Raw genomic sequence first — 19,778 nt, 5'->3', positions numbered from 1 at the left:
ACCGAGCGTCATGGCGCAGGCGGCGACGGGCGTGATCACGGCGGAGCAGGCCGCCGCGGCGAGCCCCGCCGCCCGGATCCTGATGGGTCCGATCCGGTTCTACCGTGCCTTCGTTTCGCCACTGCTCGGCCCGCGTTGCCGGTTCTATCCCTCGTGCAGTGCGTACGGCCTTGAGGCGGTCGCGGTGCACGGCGCGCTGCGCGGCTCATGGCTGACGATCCGGCGAATCGGGCGTTGCCACCCCTTCCATCCTGGAGGCGTCGACCCCGTGCCTTCCCGCCCGATCCGACCCCACGAAAAGCAAGGGAGCTAGTTCGGTGGAGCTGTCCTGGCTGAATTGGCTCTACGAGGCCGTCGCGACCGTCATCACCTGGATCCACACGGGATACAGCAGCTTCCTCCCGGCCGACAGCGGCCTCACCTGGGCGCTCACCATCATCACGCTGACCGTGGCGATGCGGCTGCTGATCTTCCCGCTGTTCCTCAAGCAGATGCGCTCGTCGCGGAAGATGCAGGAGCTGGCTCCGCGGGTTCAGAAGCTGCGCGAGAAGTACAAGAACGACAAGCAGCGCATGAACCAAGAGGTCATGCGCGTCTACCAGGAGGGCGGGGCCAACCCGCTCGGCGGCTGTCTGCCGCTCGTCGCGCAGTTCCCGATCTTCATCTCGATGTTCACCGTGCTGAACGCGATGGCCCAGGGCCAGACGAAGTTCGGCATGACCACCGAGCTGGTGCAGAGCGCCAGAAACGCGCACATCTTCGGCGCGCCGATCCCCGCGACGTTCTGGACCACTAGCGCGGACCTCGTCAAGCTCAACGCCGACCCGGTGATCAGCAAGATCGTCCTGGTGCTCTTCGTCGCGATCAGCTCGCTGACGACCTTCCTGACGGTACGGCAGAGCGTGCAGCGGTCGATGCTGCAGATGCCGAACAACCCGATGGTGCAGCAGCAGAAGATCCTGATGTACATCTCGCCGCTGTTCGCCGTCTTCAGCCTGAACTTCCCCCTCGGTCTGATCCTCTACTGGGTCACCACCAACGTGTGGACGCTGGGTCAGCAGCACTGGTTCTACAGCCGCAACCCCATGCCCACGTACGACGACAAGGGCAGGCTGATCGAGCCGGAGCCCAAGCCGAGCCTGCTGAGCAAGCTGCGCAAACCCAAGGCCACGGCCGAGGCCGAGCAGGACGCGCCGCCGGAGCCGCCTCAGCCCAAGGTGGTGCGCAACCAGCCCACCCGGCAGGCGCGCAGCAAGCGCACGGGCACCAAGAAGTCGTAGCAGCAGGCCGGGTCCGTTTCGCGACCCGACACCACAAAGGAGATGCCGGACGTGACCGAGGCCGAGGCCGAACAGGAGACGGCGCGAACCCCCACCGCGACCGCTCCGGATCTCGTGGCGCTTGAGCAGGAAGGCGAGATCGCCGCCGACTACATCGAAGGACTGCTGGATATCGCCGACATCGACGGCGATATCGACATGGACGTCGAAGGCGATCGGGCCGTCGTATCGGTGGTGGAGGTCAAGGGGGGCGACCTGACCGGCAAGCACGGGGAGGTCCTTGAGGCTCTTCAGGAGCTGACCCGGCTCGCCGTACACCGCCAGACAGGGGAACGCTCCCGGCTGATGCTCGATGTGGGCGGCTTTCGCGAACGCCGCAGGGCGGAGCTGACCAAGCTCGGCGTCAAGATCGCCGACGACGTCAAACGCAGCGGCGAGCCCAAGCCGCTCCAGCCGATGACCCCGTTCGAGCGCAAGATCGTGCACGACGCGGTCGCGGCGGCCGGCCTGCGCAGCGAGTCCGAGGGCGAGGAGCCCAACCGCTTCGTCGTCGTCATGCCCGCCTGATCCAACCCCACGGACCACGCCCGGGGCCCCGGCCCCGGCGCGGACCCCACTTACGGCGGCCCACCCCACCTCGCCTGCGAACATCCACCAGCCCATCGCCGTACACCCGCACCCTGAGCCCGGCAGGGCCACCGCAGCGTCAATCTCCCCGGCTGTGTTCCGCCACACTCACGCCGAGAGCGCTAAGCCGACCGCAGCGCGGCTCCCACCAGCGCACCCAGCCGTACGCTTCGCCACTCGACCGCCCCCACTGCCCCACCCGATCCAGCCAGTGCGGATTTCCTACCGCTACCTCAGTCCTGCGATCCGGCCGTAAGGTCCGGCATTCGGCCGCGTCGCTGGTCCCACCGCCGTAGGGCGGAAGGCCGGCCGTCGAGTGGATCTCCCTCGCCGTATTGCCGTGCGCTCCGATGCTTGGTCGGGCGCGGTGTGAATCTCCTACCGTCGCCTCTGTCCTGCGATCCGGCCGTAAGGCGCGGACTCGGCCGCGCTGCCGCGTTGCTGATCACCATCGCTAAAGGCGGGTACGAGCGACCGTGGTATGGATCTCCCTCGCGGTATTGCTGTGCGCTTCGATGCTTGGTCGGGTGCGATGTGAATCTCCTACCGTCGCCTCTGTCCTGCGATCCGGCCGTAAGGTGCGGCCGTAGGGCGGTACGGCCGGTCGTGGTAGATCGCTTACCGCCGCCTCTGTCCTACGCATCCAGTCATACGGCGTGGCATTCGGTTGCTCACCACTGCTGAGGGTGGGTACGGCCGGCGCGCAGTGTAGATCTCCCCGTCGCGTCAGCCATAGGACGCGGTGTCCGGTCGGGCATCGCCGCACCATGCTGTCCCGCCCGGTACAGCCAGTGCGGACTCCTACCGCTACCTCCGTCCTGCGTTCCAGCCTGTTAGTCGCGGTACCCGGCCGCAGCGCGGATCTCTCCCGCGAGCCCAGCCGTACGGAGTCGTGTTCGGCCGCACCGTCACGTACGTTGGTCCCACCACCGAGGCGGCCGTACCGACTCGCCCTTCCCAAACCGGGCCCGCCGAGCGATCAGTACGGCTGAAGGCGATCTCCAGGTCGTCGCCCGCAGGTGACATCCGACTGCCTCGACATCGCGGCCGGTGTCACCCGCGTCGGCCTGGATCAGCACGCGCGGCGACTCCCCAACAGCCGGCCGGATCACCGCGATCATGCGGGACTTGGGCTCGCCCGGCCGCCGGCCCCTCGGGCACTGCGGGTAGGCGGCCATCAGACCACCGGCATGACCACCGGCTCGGCGGAAACGATATGTCGGTTCAGCCGCTCGCCCTGGAGATCCGGTCTCCGGCCCGCCGACGTTCCTGCCTCGCATCCGATCGCAGATCCATGTACGGCGAGCACCTCCCAAAGCACTGCACGCCCCCTGTGAAGGGCCCCAATGGGGACGAGCCGCGCAACCGACACCCCGGCCCCATCTATAGGTACTGCTATGCCGCCCGCCTGACATCCGGCCCTGGCCCCCAGGCATGGCGGCGGCCTCCTCAGTCACCACCTGAACAGGTGGACAGGCCGTCACCATGGCGAGCGAACCATGACCGCCCGAAGACCGTGATCCCCAGTCCATCTCGCGGCTGCCCTCTGTCCACAGGCGGGATGCGGCGATCGCCCGGGTTTGTTGATCGATCTGGACCGTTAGCCTAGATGGAGACTTTTCCGCGTGCGGCGGCCGAGTTATCCACAGGCAGCGGCGTGCCGTCAGTGGCGTGGACGAAAGCTGGATATGGTCATCGGGTCGAGCAAATGCCGGCGGAAGTCGGACCGTCACCTGACGCGAGTCGTGGGCGGGTGTACGAGGCGCATGGCCGTCCGGGAAGTGAAGGGGAGGGCAGCAGTGCGAGCCCGTTGGAGCGGCGGCATGCGGATGGGGAGTGACCATGAGCGCTGACGCGCCCCTTCCTCCCCCCGTGGCCCGTGAGGTGTTCGCCGATGACGCATGGCCCCTGGCCGAGGCATACGCCCGAATGCTCGCCGGCCCCGCCGTGGTGCGCGGGCTGCTCGGGCCGCGGGAGGTCGATCGGTTGTGGGATCGCCACCTGCTGAACTGCGCCGTCGTCGCCGAGGCCATCCCCCGTGACGTGCACGTCGTGGACATTGGTTCCGGTGCCGGGCTGCCCGGCGTGGTGCTGGCGATCGTACGGCCGGACATCTCGGTGACGCTGCTGGAGCCACTGCTGCGCAGGGTCGTCTTCCTGGAGGAGTGCGTCGCCGAGCTGAAGCTCGGCAATATCGAAGTGCTCCGCGCCCGCGCCGAGGAGCTGGCCGGGGAACGGTCCTTCGAGGTCGCGGTCGCCCGTGCCGTCGCCCCGTTGGAGCGGCTGTTGACCTGGTCCATGCCCCTGCTGCACCAAGGGGGCGAGTTGCTCGCGATGAAGGGGGAGCGTGCCGCGGCCGAACTGGCCGAGGCCGAATCGCAATTACGTGCATGCGGGGCCGAGAGGGCCGAGCTTGTCGCGGTCGGGCACGGTAAGGTCGAGCCGCCTGCAACTCTCGTCCGGGTGGTCGCCGGCCGTCCGCCCGGGCGAGGTCGGCGCGACCCTCGGCGCAGACGGAAGAGGTGACGTCGTGGCCCGTACGGCTAGTGGCCTTGGCTGGCCGGCGAGCGGCGGCGATGCCGCGGAGTCCGGGCATCGTTCCGGTCTGGGCTGGCCGCTCTCCCTAAGGGAAGGTTCCGGGGGAAGGTCGTCCGCGCCGGATCCTCCTGCCGCTGCCCGGCCGGTCGAAAGGACGACGGTGACCGACACTCCGCTTAGCTCCGGCGACTCGCCGCTGGTACGAGAGGCACTCAGCTCAGTGGTTTCACGTGAAACATCGGCCCCCCAGACGACACCGACGACCCAGACGGCGGCGGCAGCGCCCGCAGCCACGGCTTCCAGGCCCTCAAACGGCGACTGGCCGCGCCCCAAAGAGCGACGGATCATCACCGTGGCCAACCAGAAGGGCGGGGTGGGCAAGACCACCACGTCGGTCAACCTCGCCGCTGCTCTCTCCATGCACGGCCAGCGCGTTCTGGTGATCGACCTCGACCCGCAGGGCAACGCGTCCACCGCGCTGTCCGTCGAGCACCGTGGCGACGTCCCTGACGTCTACCAGGTGCTGGTGGGCGACCGCCCGCTGTCCGAGATCGTCAAGGAGGTCCCGGAAATGCCGGGCCTCTACTGCGCCCCCGCCACGATCGACCTCGCGGGGGCCGAAATCGAGCTCGTCTCACTGGTCGCCCGTGAAGCCAGGCTGCGCCGTGCCATTGCCGCCTTCGACGCCATCGAGCTCGACTACATCCTGATCGACTGCCCGCCGTCCCTCGGGCTGCTGACGGTGAACGCCCTGGTCGCCACGCGCGAGCTGCTGATCCCGATCCAGTGCGAATACTACGCGCTCGAAGGGCTCGGGCAGTTGCTGCGCAACGTCGACCTGGTGCGGGCCCATCTCAACCCGGACCTCATCCTCTCCACGATCGTGCTGACGATGTACGACGGGCGGACCCGCCTGGCGTCGCAGGTCGCGGACGAGGTCCGGTCACACTTCGGCGATACCGTGCTGAACACGGTCATCCCTCGAAGCGTGCGGGTATCAGAGGCACCCAGCTACGGCCAGTCGGTCATGACGTACGACCCAGGGTCGAGCGGTGCGATGGCGTACATGGACGCGGCACGCGAGATCGCGTACCGCGCCGCCGCCATACAGGCATAGGCGAAAGTGGGGCACGCGTCTCGTCGTGAGCCCGGCTGGCGCAGCGGTAACCTCGCAGGAATGGGCGGCCCGTTGGTGGGCGGGCGGATGAGGGAGTTGTAGTGGCGCAGCAGCGACGCGGACTGGGCAAAGGGCTTGGGGCACTCATCCCGACCGGCCCTGTCGTGGACGGCCCGGCGGGCGGTTCCCCGGTCGAAGTACCGGCCGGGGCCGTCGCGGTCGTATCCCCGCCGGGACACGGCGGGATCGACACCCCAGGCCCGGCACCGGTACCAGGTGCCTACTTCCAGGAGATTCCGGTCGATGCGATCGAACGCAATCCCCGCCAACCACGCACGATCTTCGACGAGGACGCCCTGAGGGAACTGGCCGCCTCGATCACCGAGGTCGGGCTGCTCCAGCCGATCGTGGTCCGGCCCGCCCCTTTCGGTAAGTTCGAGCTCATCATGGGGGAGCGGCGATGGCGTGCCTTCAAGCACGCCGGCCTGACCGAGATCCCGGCGATCGTCCGCAAGACCCAGGACGACGATCTTCTCCGTGACGCCCTCATCGAGAACCTGCAGCGCGAGCAGCTCAACCCACTCGAAGAAGCGGCCGCCTACCAGCAGCTCCTCGACGACTTCGGCGCCACCCACGAACAGCTCGCCCAGCGGGTCGGCCGCTCCCGCTCGCACATCACCAACACACTGCGCCTGCTCAATCTCTCCCCGGAGGTCCAGAAGCGGGTGGCCGCCGGCCTGATCAGCGCCGGCCATGCTAAGGCCCTGCTCACCCTCACCGACCCCGCCGCACAGGACCACCTGGCCCGCCGGATCGTGGCCGAGGGCCTATCCGTGCGATCAGTAGAAGAAATCGTCGCCTTCGGTGACGCCACCTCCGCCCCCGTTCCCCGCCAGCAACCCCAGAAGAAGACACCCACACCTGGACTCCGCGACCTCGCCGAACGTCTCTCAGATCACTTCGAGACCAAAGTGAAGGTCGATCTCGGCACCCGCAAGGGGCGAATCGTGGTGGAGTTCGCCACCATCGACGACCTTGAACGCATCATCGACACCATGGCCCCCGACGCCGTGAAGTCCATCCGCACTGACGACTGATCCACTTTGCACGTGTTTCACGTGAAACACACCCGCTGACATCGCTGATCCATCCTCGCTTCGCCTCAAGGGGCTTTCCGGCGTTACCTATTGGTCAGCCGGTGGGACCAAGGCCTCCCGATCAAGTGACGCCATCGAAAGCCCACAAGCAACTCGCACGGAGTCGGCCAGCCGATCGGCTCCGCAAAGCGCCCGGGTAGCGGCGGGCCGCGCATCTCGGGACTGCCGCAACACACCACCCCTGAACCATGCTGCGGCGGTGGCACTGCCAGGGAGGCCGCAGCCGAACTTGCGCACCCTGCCGCGGGCGGCTGGGGGAGCGTGGCGATCTGGTGTGGCGGCCCACACTGATCCTCCACTGCCCCGGCCCGCTGGCTCGGTGCGGCCGAAATCGGAGCTGGTGGCCACGACACTGATCGGGGCCTGTTCAGCGCGGCGGCGGCGTTCCAACAGCCAGTCCGGATAGTACGAACCGGCCCGCAGCTTGGGCGCGGCCAGGTCGATAGCGCCAGCGCTGGTGTCCCACCCCCGGGTCCGCTACAGAGGTTGAAGAGTTGAGGTGTATCGGCGTAGTTGCATGCTTTTCTGCCGGTCGGTGAGTATGCCGGTGGTATGCGGTATCCAGATGGTGGTGGCCTGACCCCGGCCGCCAGAGCCAAGCGCGAGCAGGTGCGCATGCACGCCGGGGAGTTATTCGCCGCGGGCGTTGCGCCCTCGCACGTCGCCGGACGGCTGAGAGTGTCGCGTAAGTCCGCCTACGCCTGGCGTCGAGCCTGGCTGTCCGGCGGACTGGAAGCGCTACGGTCCAAAGGCGCCGGCGGCTGTCCTGCCGCTTGAACGAGCAGCAGGCAGGGCGTCTGGAGGATGCCTTGGACGCCGGTCCGGCCGCCTGCGGGTGGGCCGAGGACCAGCGCTGGACGCTGGCGCGGGTGACCGTGCTGATCGACCGGTTGTTCCAGGTGTCCTACACCCTGCGCGGCACCTCCTACCTGCTGCACCGGCTCGGCTGGAGCCCGCAGGTGCCCCCGGCGCCGGGCGGTCGAACGGGACGAGGAGGCCATCGCCACCTGGATCAAGGAGACCTGGCCGAGCGTGGAAAGACGGCCCGGGACCAGGAGGCGTGGATCTGCTTCGAAGACGAGGCAGGCCAATCGCTGAGGCCGCCCAAGGCCCGTACCTGGTCCCGCCGGGGATGCACCCCGGTCATCACCGTCACCGGCAAGGGCTCCGGACGCGTTTCGATAGCCGGGCTGTTATGCCTCAGACCCGGACATCGCACCCGGTTGATCTACCGTATGCGGCGGTATCGAGGCCGCCGCGGGGAGAAGGGCTTTCGCGAGGCCGACCACGCCCGCCTGCTGGATGCCGCCCATCAGCAGTTGGGCGGGCCGATCGTGCTCATCTGGGACAACCTGATGACCCACCGGGATGCGCCGATGCGCCGCCTGATCGACTCCCGCCCCTGGCCGGCCGTGTTCTACCTGCCCTCTTACGCGCCCGAACTCAACCCGGCCGAGGGTGTGTGCTCCCACCTCAAACGCAGCCTGGGCAACCTGGCCCCCGCCACCCTCGATCAGCTCGCCGCTTTGATCCGTACCCGGCTCAGGCGGATGCAGCGCCGATCCAGCCTTCAGGACGCCTTCTTCACTCACGCAGGCTTAGTCATCGCCAGGGCCTGTGATGAACCCTGGCCTTTCAAATTCTGTAGAGGGTGTCTGAAAAGCTGTCCTTCGAGGGGCTGGTCGGCTGGCTGGGATGGTGTGAGGTGCTGAGGTGGGAGGCCCCATGTCTCAGCATCGATGTGCCTACCCCACCGATCTGACCGACTCAGAATGGGCTCTACTGGAGCCGTTGATCCCTGCGCCGAAAAGCGGTGGCCGTCCGATCTTGCAATCGCGTACTGGCTGCGCCTGGCGATTATTGCCCCATGACCTGCCGCCCTGGCAGACGGTGTATCACTACTGGCGCGCGCGGCGTGATGAGGGCCGCTGGGAGCAGGTCCTGGCGGTGCGTGCGTGAGCGCGAACGGATTCGGCACGGGTGTGATCCCACACCGAGCGCCGGAGTGATCGACACCCAGAGCGTACGCGGTACCGAACGCGGCGGGCTGCACGGCTACGACGGAGCGAAGAACGTACTGGGTGTCAAGCGACATCTGCTTGTCGACAGGTTGGGGCTTTTGCTGGGCGCCTGCGTCAGTCCTACCAGCGCCGGTGATCGGGAGGGCGCGATGGTGGTGCTGTCCCGGACATCGGTGGCTTTCCTCGTTTTCGACATCTGTGGGCTGATCAGGGATACCGCGGCGAGCGTTTCATCGGCTGCGGCCCGGGAGGAGCTCGGGGTGAGCGTGCAGATCGTAGTGCGCCGCGATGGCGGCATGTGCTCTACCTGGGCAAAGAAGGGCGCACCGCCTCGTGAGGTCCCGAGGGTCGCGGTGGTTCCGCGGCGTTGGGTAGTGGAGCGAACGTATGCCTGGCTGGGCCGTTATCGAAGGCTGTCGCGGGACTACGAGTACCTGATCACCCACCTCGGAGAGCGTGATCTACGCGGCTGCCTGCCTGTTGATTCTGCATCGGCTCGGCGCATGCCGATCATGACTTTTCGGACACCCTCTAGCTTGATCTTTAACCTTGGTGGCTGGTGAAGCCGCGCCAGATTTCTCAACAAGACAGCCCTTGGGTGATCATTCTTCTTGTCGAGGGAAGAAGATCCATAACCAAGGGCTGTCGTGGTGACTAGTGTGCCTGATCTATGTCCGGTTGATGCATGGGGGGAGCTGACGCGATTCCGGGCTGAGTTCTACGGCTGTCTGACCGCGCGGGCCGATGCGATGTTCGAGCTGGCCGAGGCGGTGTTATGCAGCGATGGACCCGTGCGTTCGCTGGTGGAGTTGTCCCTGGTCGGTGAGCACCGTCGAGGTCATGGGTCGCTGTATGCGGCGTTGGATCGGGGCCGGCTCGACGTGGGGCGGCTGCGTCGGGCGTTGAGCACAGTGTCCCTGCCCAGAGCGGCAGACGGGCGGTTGGTGCTGGCGGTGGATGTGACGTGCTGGTTGCGGCCGGACGCGCACACCTCGCCGGAGCGGATCTTGTGCCACACCTATGGGCGGGGCAAGGGCCAGCACATCATGATCCCGGGCTGGCCGTACTCGTTCGTGGTGGCGTTGGAGACGGGCCGCAGCTCGTGGACGGCGCCGCTGGATGCGCTTCGGCTGGCGCCGGGGGATGATCTGGCCGTGGTGACCGCCGCCCAGCTGCGCGAGGTGGTCGAGCGGCTCATGGCGGCCGGGCATTGGCAGTGCGGTGACCCCGACATCCTGATCGTGGCCGATGCGGGTTATGACGGGCCGCGCTTGGCATGGTTGTTGCGTGATCTGCCCATCCAGATCCTGGCCAGGATGCGTTCGGATCGGGTGCTGCGCCGGGCGGCCCCGGCGCGGGTGCCGGGGACCAATGGTCGGCCGCCGCGTCATGGGGGCGAGTTCGTCTTCGGTGACCGGGGCAGTTGGGGCGAGCCTGACGTGGCCACCGAGGCTGAGACCCTCTTGTACGGGCGCGCCGCCGCCTGGGCTTGGGATCGGCTGCACCCGCGGTTGACCCGCCGTGCGGCCTGGGCAGATTCGGCTGAGCTGCCGATGATCGAGGGCACTGTGATCCGTCTGGAGGTGGACCATCTGCCCAGCGGGGCGATTCCGAAGCCGGTGTGGCTGTGGTGGTCCCAGGTGGACGCCACCGCGGTCGAGGTGGACCGGATGTGGCAGGCGTTCCTGCGCCGCTTCGACATCGAGCACACCTTCCGCCTGCTCAAGCAGACCCTCGGCTGGACCTGTCCCAAGATCCGCGATCCGCGGGCAGCTGATCGTTGGACCTGGCTGATCCTGGCCGTCTACACCCAACTCCGGCTGGCCCGTCCCTTGGCCGCCGACCTACGCCGTCCTTGGGGGGAGCCTGCATCCCCGCAGCGTCTGTCACCCGCTCGCGTTCGTCGAGGGTTTCGGCACCTGCGCGCCAAGACGCTCAGTCCAGCCCAGGCACCGAAACCTTCCCGGCCAGGACCGGGACGGCCATCAGGGCGCCGCAACAGCCAACCCGCTCCACGCCACGACGTCTACACCGCTACAGGTCTCACCACCAGGAAGACCCCGGCCCGGAAGTCGGCGACGAAGAAATCGGCGAACCCACGTCCTCGACGCACAGGTTAAAGATCAAGCTAGTGCCGGGTATGCGGTCGGTAAAACGGGCCCTCGTAACGTTCCTTCGGGGATAGGGTCAGCGGCTTTGGTGCGCTCGCAGTGGGTGGGTGCCGCGGTGGTTGGCGCGGCAGTCGTCAGGCGCGGCGATCGTTCCGGCCTCTCGTTGGGAGGGACGACCGTGGAATGCAAAGCCTCGGCCTGCTGGGCGTCCTGATGTATCCAGATATGTTGGGTGGGCCGGCCTAGCGATCACCAGGATCGAAAGATCGGTTCTGCTGTTGCTTGTATGGCCTGGTAAGCGATCCGGCAAGATGCTGTCATGGTCTCCCGACACACCTCGGATGGCGCGATGATCCATCGGATCAAGGTCTCCCTGGATGGGATCCGGCCACCGATCTGGCGGCGGTTGGAGGTTCCCTCGGCTATCACGCTGCGCGGCCTGCATGAGGTGGTGCAGGTCGCGTTCGGCTGGGAGGACTACCATATGTGGGTCTTCGAAAGCCCGTTGGGCCGGCATGGCATCACCGATCCTGAGCTGAATATAGCCGACGCATCGGCCGTACTTCTCCACGAGGTCGTGCCCGCAGTGGGAGACCGATTTCAATACACCTATGACTTCGGCGACAACTGGAAACACACCATTCAGGTTCAAGCCGTCGCCCCGGCCGCACCCGATATCGCCTACCCGCGCTGCCTTGCCGGACGACGCGCTTGTCCACCCGAAGACTGTGGTGGCGCTTGGGGGTATGGCTACCTGCTGGAGATCATCGCCGATCCCAACCATGACGAGCACAGGGAAAGGCTGCGGTGGCTTGGTCTGACATCAGCCGGTAGCTTCGACCCGGCGGCCTTTGACCTGGCCGCCACGAACAGTGCCCTTTCCAGGTGGCGGCCGTCCTCGGCGACCTCCCAAGAGGAGGCGTAATCCCTCTGCCCCGTGACCGTTTGCAGGGCTGAGGGCTGCGCGACTTCCAATCTGCTGCCAAGCGGGCCCGCGTTCTCTTCGGGGCAGGGTGAAGCCTTTCCTGCGCGCATCGAGACATCAAATGAGATGGTTTGACGCCTGCTTCGGGTCGCTAGGGGAGCAGGCGGCTGCTAGGTGTTCGTTGTTTCACGTGGAACATAGGGCTCGGTGTCAGACGCTCATGGCCTTGCGGATGGCCGCCAGGAAGTCATCCACGTGGTCGGGGGTTGTGTCAAAGGCGGTCATCCACCGAACGACGCCCTCGGAGGTGTTCCAGACGTGGAAGGCGAACTGTTCCTGTAGCGATGTGATCGCGTCCTCTGGCAGTGCTGCGAAGACCGCGTTGGACTGCACCGGGTAGTGGATGCTGATCCCTGGGACATCGGCGACTCCGTCGACCAGGCGGCGGGACATCGCGTTCGCGTGGGCGGCATTCGTTCGCCACAGGTCGTCGGAGAGCAGCGTGGAAAGCTGTACTGAGATGAATCGGGTCTTTGACGCCAACTGCAGAGACTGCCGCTGGAGGAAGGGGATCCCGGTGGCGAGCGACGGTTGCAGTACCACCACTGCTTCGGCCGCCAGTGCTCCGTTCTTGGTTCCCCCGAAGCTCACGATGTCCACGCCGACGTCCGTGGTGATCGCCTGGAGCGAGCAACCGAGATAGGCGGCGGCGTTGGCCAGCCTGGCACCGTCCATATGAAGCAGGAGGCCGTTGCCGTGCGCCACCTCCGCGAGTGCGGCGATCTCGTCGGGGCTGTAGCAGGTGCCGAGCTCGCTCACTTCTGAGATCGACACCACCCGCGGCTGCGGCTCATGTGCCATCCCTACGGCACCGAGGCGGGCCTCGATGTCGCCGGCAACGAGCTTGCCGTCTTCGGTGGGCACGGTGAGCAGCTTGACTCCCAGCAGGCGTTCACTCGCCCCGGTTTCATGGGTGACGATGTGAGCGGTGTCGGGGCAGATGATGGCGTCATAACGCCCCACCATCTCGGCCAGACCCACCATGTTCGCCCCGGCCCCGTTGAGGACGGGAAACCCGACCGCATCGCCTCCGAACGCATCCTTGACCCGTTCCTCGAAGTCGTGGGTCCACCGGTCGTCCCCATAGGCAGGGGCATCGCCGACATTCGCCTCGGAGATCGCCGCCAGCACATCGGGGTGAACGCCAGCGTGGTTGTCGCTGGCGAAGCTCTTGGGATAAACGGATCCGATCGCCACGTCGCTAGGCTACGGCGACGAGATCGCACCACAGCACGCGGGGCGAATCTAGCCAGGCGACGAGGTTCGATCCCGAGGCGTGCCTCCAGAGCCGGAAGCCCGCTCAACGCTTGCCGCTGACGTTGCCGCTGCCCGGGGGCAAAGGGCCGAACTTGGATGTGACTCTGGCGGCGCGTGGCGGGCTGCCCCTGAGCTGTTGGAGCGACGGGCTAAGAGCTCCTAACAGAATGATCTCTGTTGTGGTTTGACCTGTCGCTGTAGCCGGAGGAGTGCGGGTGGCCAAGCCGAAGGCCGTGGGAAGTCAGCGACGAGTTGTGGGCGTTGATCAAACCGCTGCCGCCCGAACACCGGCGGCGGTTCCGTCACCCCGACCGCAAGCGGCTCGATGACCGACTGGCTTTGCAGAGCATCCTGTTCGTGCTGCACACCGGGATCGCCTGGGAGCACGTCCCGCAGGAACTCGGCTACGGCTCGGGAATGACCTGCTGGAGACGCCTGGCCGATTGGCCTCATTGCGTTAGGAACTCCATGGGTCTCGGGATCTGGTCTGGGGGCGGAACTGGTTCTGGTGTGTGGCGTGGTTGGTGAGGACGATTTGCCGGGTTCCAGGTAGGTGACCGGTAGGGGTGTTTCCTGGATCAGGGGCGGGTCCGGTCCGGTCGGGCGCGTAACCAGATCATGATGCTGGCGATAGGGATCGCGGCCCGCTAGCGGGTGTGCAGGGCACGGTACTGCTTGCGCTGGTTGATCAGGTGTTTGATCTGGTTGTGCCATTGGTAGCGGGTGCGATCGATAGCGGGTGGCCTGCCACCGCATCGGACTTTGGCACGTCGGTGGGCGGCCTGGTCATGCGGCTGGGTGATGGTGGCCTGGATGTGGCGGCGGTGTAGCAGCGCCGAGTTGTAGGCATTGTCGCCGGTCAGGCTGTACGGCCGGGTGATTCCGCCGAGCTGGGGATACGGATGCGGCCGAGCAGGATGGGAGTTGCCGGGGGCCGGCGTCTTGGCCCGGGGACACGACGGGTGGCCAGGTTGCGGCTCCGCCTGTCGGTAATCGTGTGGGTCTTCGTGGTCAGCCCGCCTCGTGAGTGCGTGAGCGTTTGTGGCCGCGCCGCATGCCTCCAGCGGGCAGCCGCTTTTGGCGCGACCGCCGCGTGCTGGTGGGTCTGCACCATGCTGGAGTCGATCTGTGCGTCGTGGTGCAGAGTGGTGGCCGTATCGGTGGGGATCTGCAGGTGTTGCTCGATCCTGGCTCAGGCGCTGTCGGTGTCTCAGCGGGCGAACCGTTTGTACCGGGTCTGCCAGGGGCCGTAGCGCTCGGGCGTGTCCCGCCAGGGCGCGCCGGTCCGTACCCCGCCAGACGATCCTCTTCAGGGCCTGCCGGTGATCGTGTCGGCGGCCGCGAGGCTGAGGAGACATCGGCGGTAACAGCGGCGCGATCACGTCCCATTCGTCATCGGTCAGCTCGAAGCGCCTGCCCATGCTTTGAGGAAAGGCCGGATCGAAGGTCAGATCAACCCTTGATCCACGAAACAGGCCTTGGCACCCGTGCCTTATGCCGCTCCACAGGGGGAGTGCCCTGAGGCCATCACCACGCGACAACCAAGATGGCGATCTCTACATCGGAGATCCGGCACTCGATCAGGACGGTGTCGCTGTTGGTGCGTGAACAAGCTCCAGCCTGTGGTGGTCCTATCGACCGACAAGCGTCAGGTCATTTACGACGACACCTTCGATGTCGCCTCGATCCGTGTCGGCCGCTGAACCCTTTTCAACCGGCTGCTTGCACCAGGTCAGGGGTGCCTCCGTCGAGTTCGGGGCGGGCCTGATAGCCCGGCAGGACGCCTGGTCATGCGGGTACGGCATCTTGCTTACCGCCCCTGACCAGGGACTTGGGGATGAAAAGGGCTCACTATCAGGTGATCTGAAGACCGCTTCCCGCAATGCATGTCTGGATCAGCGAGGGCCGGAAGATGGACTGGCCCTACGTGCGAGGTGACTCAGAGCTGCTGGTACATGATGTGCAGTCCGACGTAGCCGTGAATCGGATGGTGGAAGCCCTCGGGGAGGGTGGTCATCACTGCGAAGCCGAGTGACCTCCACAGTGCGACCGCTCTGGTGTTGGTCTCCACGACGGCGTTGAACTGCATCGCTCGAAAGCCGTCCTTACGTGCCTGGTCCAGGACATGCTCGCCGAGGGCCCGGCCGACTCCCTGGCCGGAGTGGGTCGGATCGACCATGAAGCTCGCGCTGGAGATGTGCGCAGCGCCGCCACGGTGGTTACGGACGCTGTTGGCGGTGCCCAGGATGGCTCCATCCGCTTCTACGGCGACGAAGGTGCGGCCTGGTGGCTTTGGGAACCACATCTGTCTGGCGAGGGATTCGGGGGTGTCCCGATCCCATGAGAACGTCTCACCGGCCCGCACGATGCCCTCCATGAATGCCCACATCCTGGGCCAGTCGTGCGGGGTCGCCTCTCTGATCAGCATGGTCGCCAGCATGGGTCAACCGGGTACGGGCCGCAACCGAGTTTCGAGCCGTCGAGGTGGCTTGGCGTACCCCGGACCGCCTGCTGCCTCATCGATCACCTGGTCTACAGGGCGGGCCCTACTGTGGGGGCTGGCTCGCGGGTTGGGGAGTGTCAGGTCGATGATGCCAGCGCGGGCGTCCCGCTCGGGTGTGGTGGCCGTTGCGTCGGTTGGTCTGCTCAGTGCTGCATTCGCCGTAAGGGGCCGCCGCACAGGGTGCCGGCCCGGCCGACATCAACGGCTCGGTCATGTGAGGTGCGGAAGCTCAGGGTCGTAGGCCTGGAGTTGCTGTACGGGCCGCTCGCTGCCGGGCACGCTGCTGTCCCCGACGATCGCTGGTCTCCTTCGATCTTGAACTGCGATGGCCGTTCTCATGCACCGGAGTCGCGCTTGTGACGTGGCCAAACCCGTACGTCACTTCGGTGGACGTAACCTGTGGGTCGGCCGAGTCCCCGGCCTCGCTCGGGGTATCTCACCTAGCTTGTAACCGTAGCCAGTGGTGCTCATGACGACCCATAAGCCCGCATTGCGATAGGTACTCCTGCCTCACGCCACGATGTTTCACGTGAAACATCGTGAGGGTTGTCCTCGGGGTCGGTGGGCTGTGCAGGATCTGGGACGTGTGGTCGATGCTTGGGCCGGGCCGCCGTCTGGCTCTTCTGAGGCTGAGATCGACCCTCGTTCGTCTTGAGTATGTGTCCAAGGCCCAGAGGGGAGGCCGTAAGCCTGGATCGGGTGATGGGGTGGCCGGTAGGGCGGTTTGCCGCAGGGTGGTGGGCGGCGCGAAAAGTGCGCTGAGGGGCGCAGGGGCCGACGTTGGCAACCGATGTAGCCGCCGTGCAGTCCTAGGCCGAGCCAGCTCTAGAGGAACTTCCCGGCCGGGGGAGGGCTCTTGGCGGCGGTGCGAGGGCCACAGTGGGGGTACTATCGCCGCTTCCTGAAAACTGACCCCCTACAGGCTGACGGGTTCTAGTACTTGCCGCAAACATCCATGATCATTAAGGGGGGCTGGTGGCAAGGCGAGGCAAGAAGGGGCGGCTCGATCTGGAGTCGCAGTACTGGCAGTTGAACCTGGACGGCGTGGGCACAGTCGAGGCGTGTCGGATTGTGGGGATCGGCCGGAAGACGGGATATTGATGGCGGGCCGAAGGGATGCTGGTCAAGGCCATCGTCCGGCGGCTGGAGATCTCCCGGAACACGGTGCGGCGAGCGCTGGCATCGAGACCAGGGCGCGTGGATCTGCTTCGAGGACGAGGCAGGTCACTCGCCCAGGCCGCCGAAGGCCCGTACCTGGTCCCGCTGGGGGTCCACCCCGGTCATCACCGTCACTGGCAAAGGCTCCGGGCGCGTCTCGATAGTCGACCTGTTATGCCGCAGTCCTGGGCATCGCACCCGGCTGATCCACCGTATGCGGTGGTATCGGGGCCGACGCGGGGAGAAGGGCTTTCGCGAGGCCGACTATGCTCGCCTGCTCGGTGCTGCCCATCGGCAGCTCGGCGGGCCGATCGTGCTCATCTGGGACAACCTGATCGCCCATTGGGATGTGTTGATGCGCCGCCTGATCGACTCTCGTCCCTGGTCGGCCGTGTTCTAGCTGTCCTCTTATGCGCCCGAGCTCAATCCGGCCGAGGGGGTGTGGTCCCACCTCAAACGCAGCCTGGGCAACCTGGTCCCGGCCACCCTTGATCAGCTCGCCGCGATAGTCCACACCCGGCCCAAGCGGGTGCAGTACCGATCCAGCCTGTCGGACGCCTTCTTTGCTCACGCAGGCTTGGTCGCCACCAAAGGCCCCAATGAACCCTGGTCTTCAACCTCTGTAGTGCGCTGATCGCGTACGTTCGCCGGCTTTGGACCCGGTGCCTCGTTCAGGCCTGAGTATCTTCGGCTTGTGGAAGAACGCGAGCAGTACGTGAGGTACCGGCAGGATCGGGCTGTGCTGGCGGTGGTCGGGGCTCATCTCGATCCTCAGATGAGCCGGGTTGCCGTGCGGTTGCCGCGCTCTGTGGCTGAGTTGGCGGTCGCTGCCTGGGAGCGTGAGGAACTGGCTGAGGTCGGTGAGGAGAGTCGCGAAGAGCGCGAGCTGCGTGATGATGCTGCTGAGCTGGCCTTGATCGGCCTGGCGATCTCCTCGCGTGGCGTGTGGGAGACGGAGGAGGTCGTCGTCGATCTGGATGTCGTCCAGATCGCGTCGGCGTTGCGAGCTGCGCGGTAGGTCAGGCCGCAGGGGGAGAGGCCGTCATCCCGCGGGTGCCCTTCTCGCTGCGGGCGTGCCCGCACTCATGGCGTTGAGCCGCGAGGGCAGGTGCGCCGGGCTCGGGCATGCATGGTGTGGCTGGGCGATTGGAGTTGGTGATGGCGAGCTGTCGTAGTGGCCCGTGGGTCCCGATCGGGTTGGGCCAGGATGCGTAATTCAGGGTTGAAGTACAGCTTGACCCGGCCAATGCGGTTAGAGCATTAGATAGGGGCCGCCTGGTGGGCCGCGGGGAGGTTGCGTCCACGGAAGTGGTGTACGAGTTTGACCAGGTCACAAGCGTGGCGGCACGACATGAAGTCGGCCATCGCGTGATCCTTCGAATGCTCACATCAAGATCGAAGGAGAACGACGATGGCCGCAGACAGCAGTGTGCCCACCCCGCAGTGGCTCGCGCAGCAACTACAGACCGATGACCCCGACATGTTGCGCTCCATGGTGAAGACCATGGCCGAGGCGTTGATGTCGGCCGAGGCCGACGGGGAGCGGTGGGATCGGGGGGTCCCCTCGATAGTCGTCAAGGCCTGGCGTACGTCGAGGGTGGGAGCGGCTGGGGTTCACCTGATGAGTAGCCCGGTCGGGGCGAAGTTCAGGGCAGGTCTTGGGTGGTGATGTGGGCGGTACGCACCAGCCTGTGCGGGGGATGGGGAGGCGGCGGGGTGAGGGCGCAGGGGTGCGCGTGGGTATGTGGCGCACGCAGGTGATTGTTATCGCTGAAGTGGTCCGCTGTAGGGGAGCTTTGAGGGCTTGCTTGGTTGGTAAGTCCCCGATGTTTCACGTGGAACATCGGGGGCGGGAGGCGGCGGATTCGAGGAGGGTGCGGCAGAGGGTTCCGAGGTCTTGGCCGGAGGCTTCGACGGACATGGGGAAGAGGGATGTCTCTGTCATGCCGGGGGCCACGTTGACTTCGAGGAAGTGGGGGTGGCCGTCGGAGTCCACGATGAGGTCGGTGCGGGAGAGGTCGCGGAGGCGTAGGGCGGTGTGGGCGGTGACGGCCATCTCGGCGCAGGCGGCGGTGGCGGCGGGGGAGAGGCGGGCCGGGGCGAAGAACTCGGTGTGGCCGGCCGTGTAGCGGGCGGCGTAGTCGTAGACGCCGGCGTCCGGGACGATCTCTACTGGGGGGAGTGCCTTGGGGCCGTCGCCGTGGTCGACGACTGAGATGGCGATCTCCACGCCGGAGACGTAGCGCTCGATCAGGGCGGTGTCGCCGTAGGCGAAGCAGCCGACCATCGCGGCGGGGAGCTCCTCGGCGGTACGGACGAGTGAGGCTCCGAGGGCGGAGCCGCCACGGGCGGGCTTGACGAAGAGCGGCAGGCCCAGGCGGTCGATGATGCGCTCCAGCATGGCAGTGGCACCGAGGTCGTGGAAGGTCTCCTTGGGGAGGGTCACCGAATCGGGGGTGCTGAGTCCGGTCGCCTTGATGATCGCCTTCGCGCTGGGCTTGTCGAAGGCGATGCGGCATGCCTCGGGGCCGGCGCCGACGTACGGCACGTTGAGGAGTTCCAGGACCGATCGGATGGCGCCGTCCTCGCCGGAGCCCCCGTGCAGGGTGACGAAGGCGGCGTCGGGCGGGTCGGCGAGCACGGAGGGGATGAGCGAGGCGTCGGTGTCGCGGGTCTCGACGTCGATGCCTCCGGCTCGCAGGACCTCGCTGACCCGGCGTCCGGACTTCAGGGAGACCTCGCGCTCGTACGACAGCCCGCCGGCGAGAACCAGCACGTGGCCGAGATCGCTCATAGGTCCCTCCAGCGTGGAGTCTCGAACCGAGGCTCCGGAGAAAGCGTCGCGGCACGGTCGGTGCCGCACGGGCAGATGATGCGCGCGCCGGCGTCGCGAACCTGCCAGCGGATGCAGGACAGGTTAGCCCAACGCCTGCGGCCAGGTGGAGGGGGGAGGTGCGTCTGTGGTCAAGTCAGGCCAAAGTGGGTCGGGTTGTGAGCGGATGTCGACAAGAGCCCTCGCTCGGC

At 66.6% G+C, this 19,778-nt stretch carries 19 protein-coding genes and 3 pseudogenes; 17 read left to right on the top strand and 5 right to left on the bottom strand.

Annotated elements, in window-relative coordinates:
• The first annotated feature begins 10 nt into the window (after positions 1–10).
• The 6 genes from yidD to ACH34R_RS19240 all read left to right on the top strand — a co-directional run bounded on the left by yidD (position 11) and on the right by ACH34R_RS19240 (position 6,659).
• On the top strand, positions 11–313 hold the full coding sequence (gene yidD / locus ACH34R_RS19265) for a membrane protein insertion efficiency factor YidD (protein ID WP_111169113.1): 303 nt from the start codon (positions 11–13) through the stop codon (positions 311–313).
• Between the two features lie 4 nt (positions 314–317).
• On the top strand, positions 318–1,280 hold the full coding sequence (gene yidC, locus ACH34R_RS19260) for a membrane protein insertase YidC (protein WP_397562816.1): 963 nt from the start codon (positions 318–320) through the stop codon (positions 1,278–1,280).
• Between the two features lie 42 nt (positions 1,281–1,322).
• Entirely contained in the window at positions 1,323–1,847 is a 525-nt protein-coding gene (locus ACH34R_RS19255) for a protein jag (protein WP_397562815.1), read from the top strand.
• Positions 1,848–3,749: 1,902 nt separating this feature from the next.
• Complete coding sequence (rsmG, locus tag ACH34R_RS19250; protein WP_397562814.1) at positions 3,750–4,433, top strand: 16S rRNA (guanine(527)-N(7))-methyltransferase RsmG; 684 nt, start codon at positions 3,750–3,752, stop codon at positions 4,431–4,433.
• 208 nt (positions 4,434–4,641) lie between these two features.
• Positions 4,642–5,562, top strand: a complete 921-nt coding sequence (locus ACH34R_RS19245) for a ParA family protein (protein WP_111169115.1) — start codon at positions 4,642–4,644, stop codon at positions 5,560–5,562.
• A gap of 101 nt (positions 5,563–5,663) precedes the next feature.
• Complete coding sequence (locus ACH34R_RS19240) at positions 5,664–6,659, top strand: ParB/RepB/Spo0J family partition protein (RefSeq protein ID WP_397562813.1); 996 nt, start codon at positions 5,664–5,666, stop codon at positions 6,657–6,659.
• 399 nt (positions 6,660–7,058) lie between these two features.
• On the opposite strand, the pseudogene ACH34R_RS19235 reads toward ACH34R_RS19240, so the two are convergent.
• A pseudogene (locus ACH34R_RS19235) lies at positions 7,059–7,196 on the bottom strand (transposase); the annotation flags it as partial.
• Between the two features lie 75 nt (positions 7,197–7,271).
• On the opposite strand from ACH34R_RS19235, the gene ACH34R_RS19230 reads away from it, so the two are divergent.
• The 6 genes from ACH34R_RS19230 to ACH34R_RS19205 all read left to right on the top strand — a co-directional run bounded on the left by ACH34R_RS19230 (position 7,272) and on the right by ACH34R_RS19205 (position 11,776).
• Positions 7,272–7,496 (top strand): helix-turn-helix domain-containing protein, encoded by a 225-nt coding sequence (locus ACH34R_RS19230; protein WP_397562812.1) that lies wholly within the window; start codon positions 7,272–7,274, stop codon positions 7,494–7,496.
• Positions 7,493–8,431: an IS630 family transposase gene (locus ACH34R_RS19225; RefSeq protein ID WP_397562811.1), complete on the top strand. Its 939-nt coding sequence runs from the start codon at positions 7,493–7,495 to the stop codon at positions 8,429–8,431. The genes ACH34R_RS19230 and ACH34R_RS19225 overlap by 4 nt, the downstream gene beginning before the upstream one ends.
• Positions 8,432–8,444: 13 nt before the next feature.
• A complete protein-coding gene (locus ACH34R_RS19220) occupies positions 8,445–8,678 on the top strand; it encodes a transposase (RefSeq protein ID WP_397562810.1) in 234 nt (77 codons plus the stop codon).
• A gap of 46 nt (positions 8,679–8,724) precedes the next feature.
• On the top strand, positions 8,725–9,303 hold the full coding sequence (locus tag ACH34R_RS19215) for a transposase (RefSeq protein WP_397562809.1): 579 nt from the start codon (positions 8,725–8,727) through the stop codon (positions 9,301–9,303).
• An 84-nt stretch (positions 9,304–9,387) separates the two neighbouring features.
• On the top strand, positions 9,388–10,860 hold the full coding sequence (locus ACH34R_RS19210) for an NF041680 family putative transposase (RefSeq protein ID WP_397562808.1): 1,473 nt from the start codon (positions 9,388–9,390) through the stop codon (positions 10,858–10,860).
• Between the two features lie 310 nt (positions 10,861–11,170).
• On the top strand, positions 11,171–11,776 hold the full coding sequence (locus ACH34R_RS19205) for a plasmid pRiA4b ORF-3 family protein (RefSeq protein ID WP_397562807.1): 606 nt from the start codon (positions 11,171–11,173) through the stop codon (positions 11,774–11,776).
• Positions 11,777–11,986: 210 nt separating this feature from the next.
• Here the strand turns inward: ACH34R_RS19205 and ACH34R_RS19200 are convergent, their stop codons facing one another.
• The gene (locus tag ACH34R_RS19200; protein WP_397562806.1) at positions 11,987–13,033 is read right to left on the bottom strand and encodes a threonine aldolase family protein; all 1,047 of its coding nucleotides are present in this window, start codon (positions 13,031–13,033) and stop codon (positions 11,987–11,989) included.
• 312 nt (positions 13,034–13,345) lie between these two features.
• On the opposite strand from ACH34R_RS19200, the pseudogene ACH34R_RS19195 reads away from it, so the two are divergent.
• Positions 13,346–13,540 (top strand): annotated as a pseudogene (locus ACH34R_RS19195) (transposase); the annotation flags it as partial.
• A gap of 209 nt (positions 13,541–13,749) precedes the next feature.
• Entirely contained in the window at positions 13,750–13,923 is a 174-nt protein-coding gene (locus ACH34R_RS19190) for a hypothetical protein (RefSeq protein WP_397562805.1), read from the top strand.
• A 380-nt stretch (positions 13,924–14,303) separates the two neighbouring features.
• Here ACH34R_RS19190 and ACH34R_RS19185 read toward each other — a convergent pair.
• Positions 14,304–14,372: pseudogene (locus ACH34R_RS19185) on the bottom strand (hypothetical protein); the annotation flags it as partial.
• Between the two features lie 660 nt (positions 14,373–15,032).
• Complete coding sequence (locus ACH34R_RS19180; protein WP_397562804.1) at positions 15,033–15,521, bottom strand: GNAT family N-acetyltransferase; 489 nt, start codon at positions 15,519–15,521, stop codon at positions 15,033–15,035.
• A gap of 1,447 nt (positions 15,522–16,968) precedes the next feature.
• Between ACH34R_RS19180 and ACH34R_RS19175 the strand changes: the two genes are divergently transcribed.
• The 3 genes from ACH34R_RS19175 (at position 16,969) to ACH34R_RS19165 (ending at position 18,423) form a co-directional block, all read left to right on the top strand.
• Positions 16,969–17,154, top strand: a complete 186-nt coding sequence (locus ACH34R_RS19175) for a hypothetical protein (RefSeq protein ID WP_397562803.1) — start codon at positions 16,969–16,971, stop codon at positions 17,152–17,154.
• Between the two features lie 294 nt (positions 17,155–17,448).
• Positions 17,449–17,772 (top strand): hypothetical protein, encoded by a 324-nt coding sequence (locus ACH34R_RS19170; protein ID WP_397562802.1) that lies wholly within the window; start codon positions 17,449–17,451, stop codon positions 17,770–17,772.
• A 393-nt stretch (positions 17,773–18,165) separates the two neighbouring features.
• Positions 18,166–18,423, top strand: a complete 258-nt coding sequence (locus tag ACH34R_RS19165; RefSeq protein ID WP_397562801.1) for a hypothetical protein — start codon at positions 18,166–18,168, stop codon at positions 18,421–18,423.
• A gap of 162 nt (positions 18,424–18,585) precedes the next feature.
• Here the strand turns inward: ACH34R_RS19165 and ACH34R_RS19160 are convergent, their stop codons facing one another.
• A complete protein-coding gene (locus ACH34R_RS19160; RefSeq protein ID WP_397562800.1) occupies positions 18,586–19,548 on the bottom strand; it encodes a D-alanine--D-alanine ligase in 963 nt (320 codons plus the stop codon).
• Positions 19,549–19,778 lie beyond the last annotated feature (230 nt).

Source organism: Spongiactinospora sp. 9N601, assembly GCF_044326295.1.
In the GTDB taxonomy this organism is placed as follows: domain Bacteria; phylum Actinomycetota; class Actinomycetes; order Streptosporangiales; family Streptosporangiaceae; genus Spongiactinospora; species Spongiactinospora gelatinilytica.
The sequence above is the reverse complement of the archived record's forward strand: the minus strand, read 5'-3'. Positions and strand labels throughout refer to the sequence as shown.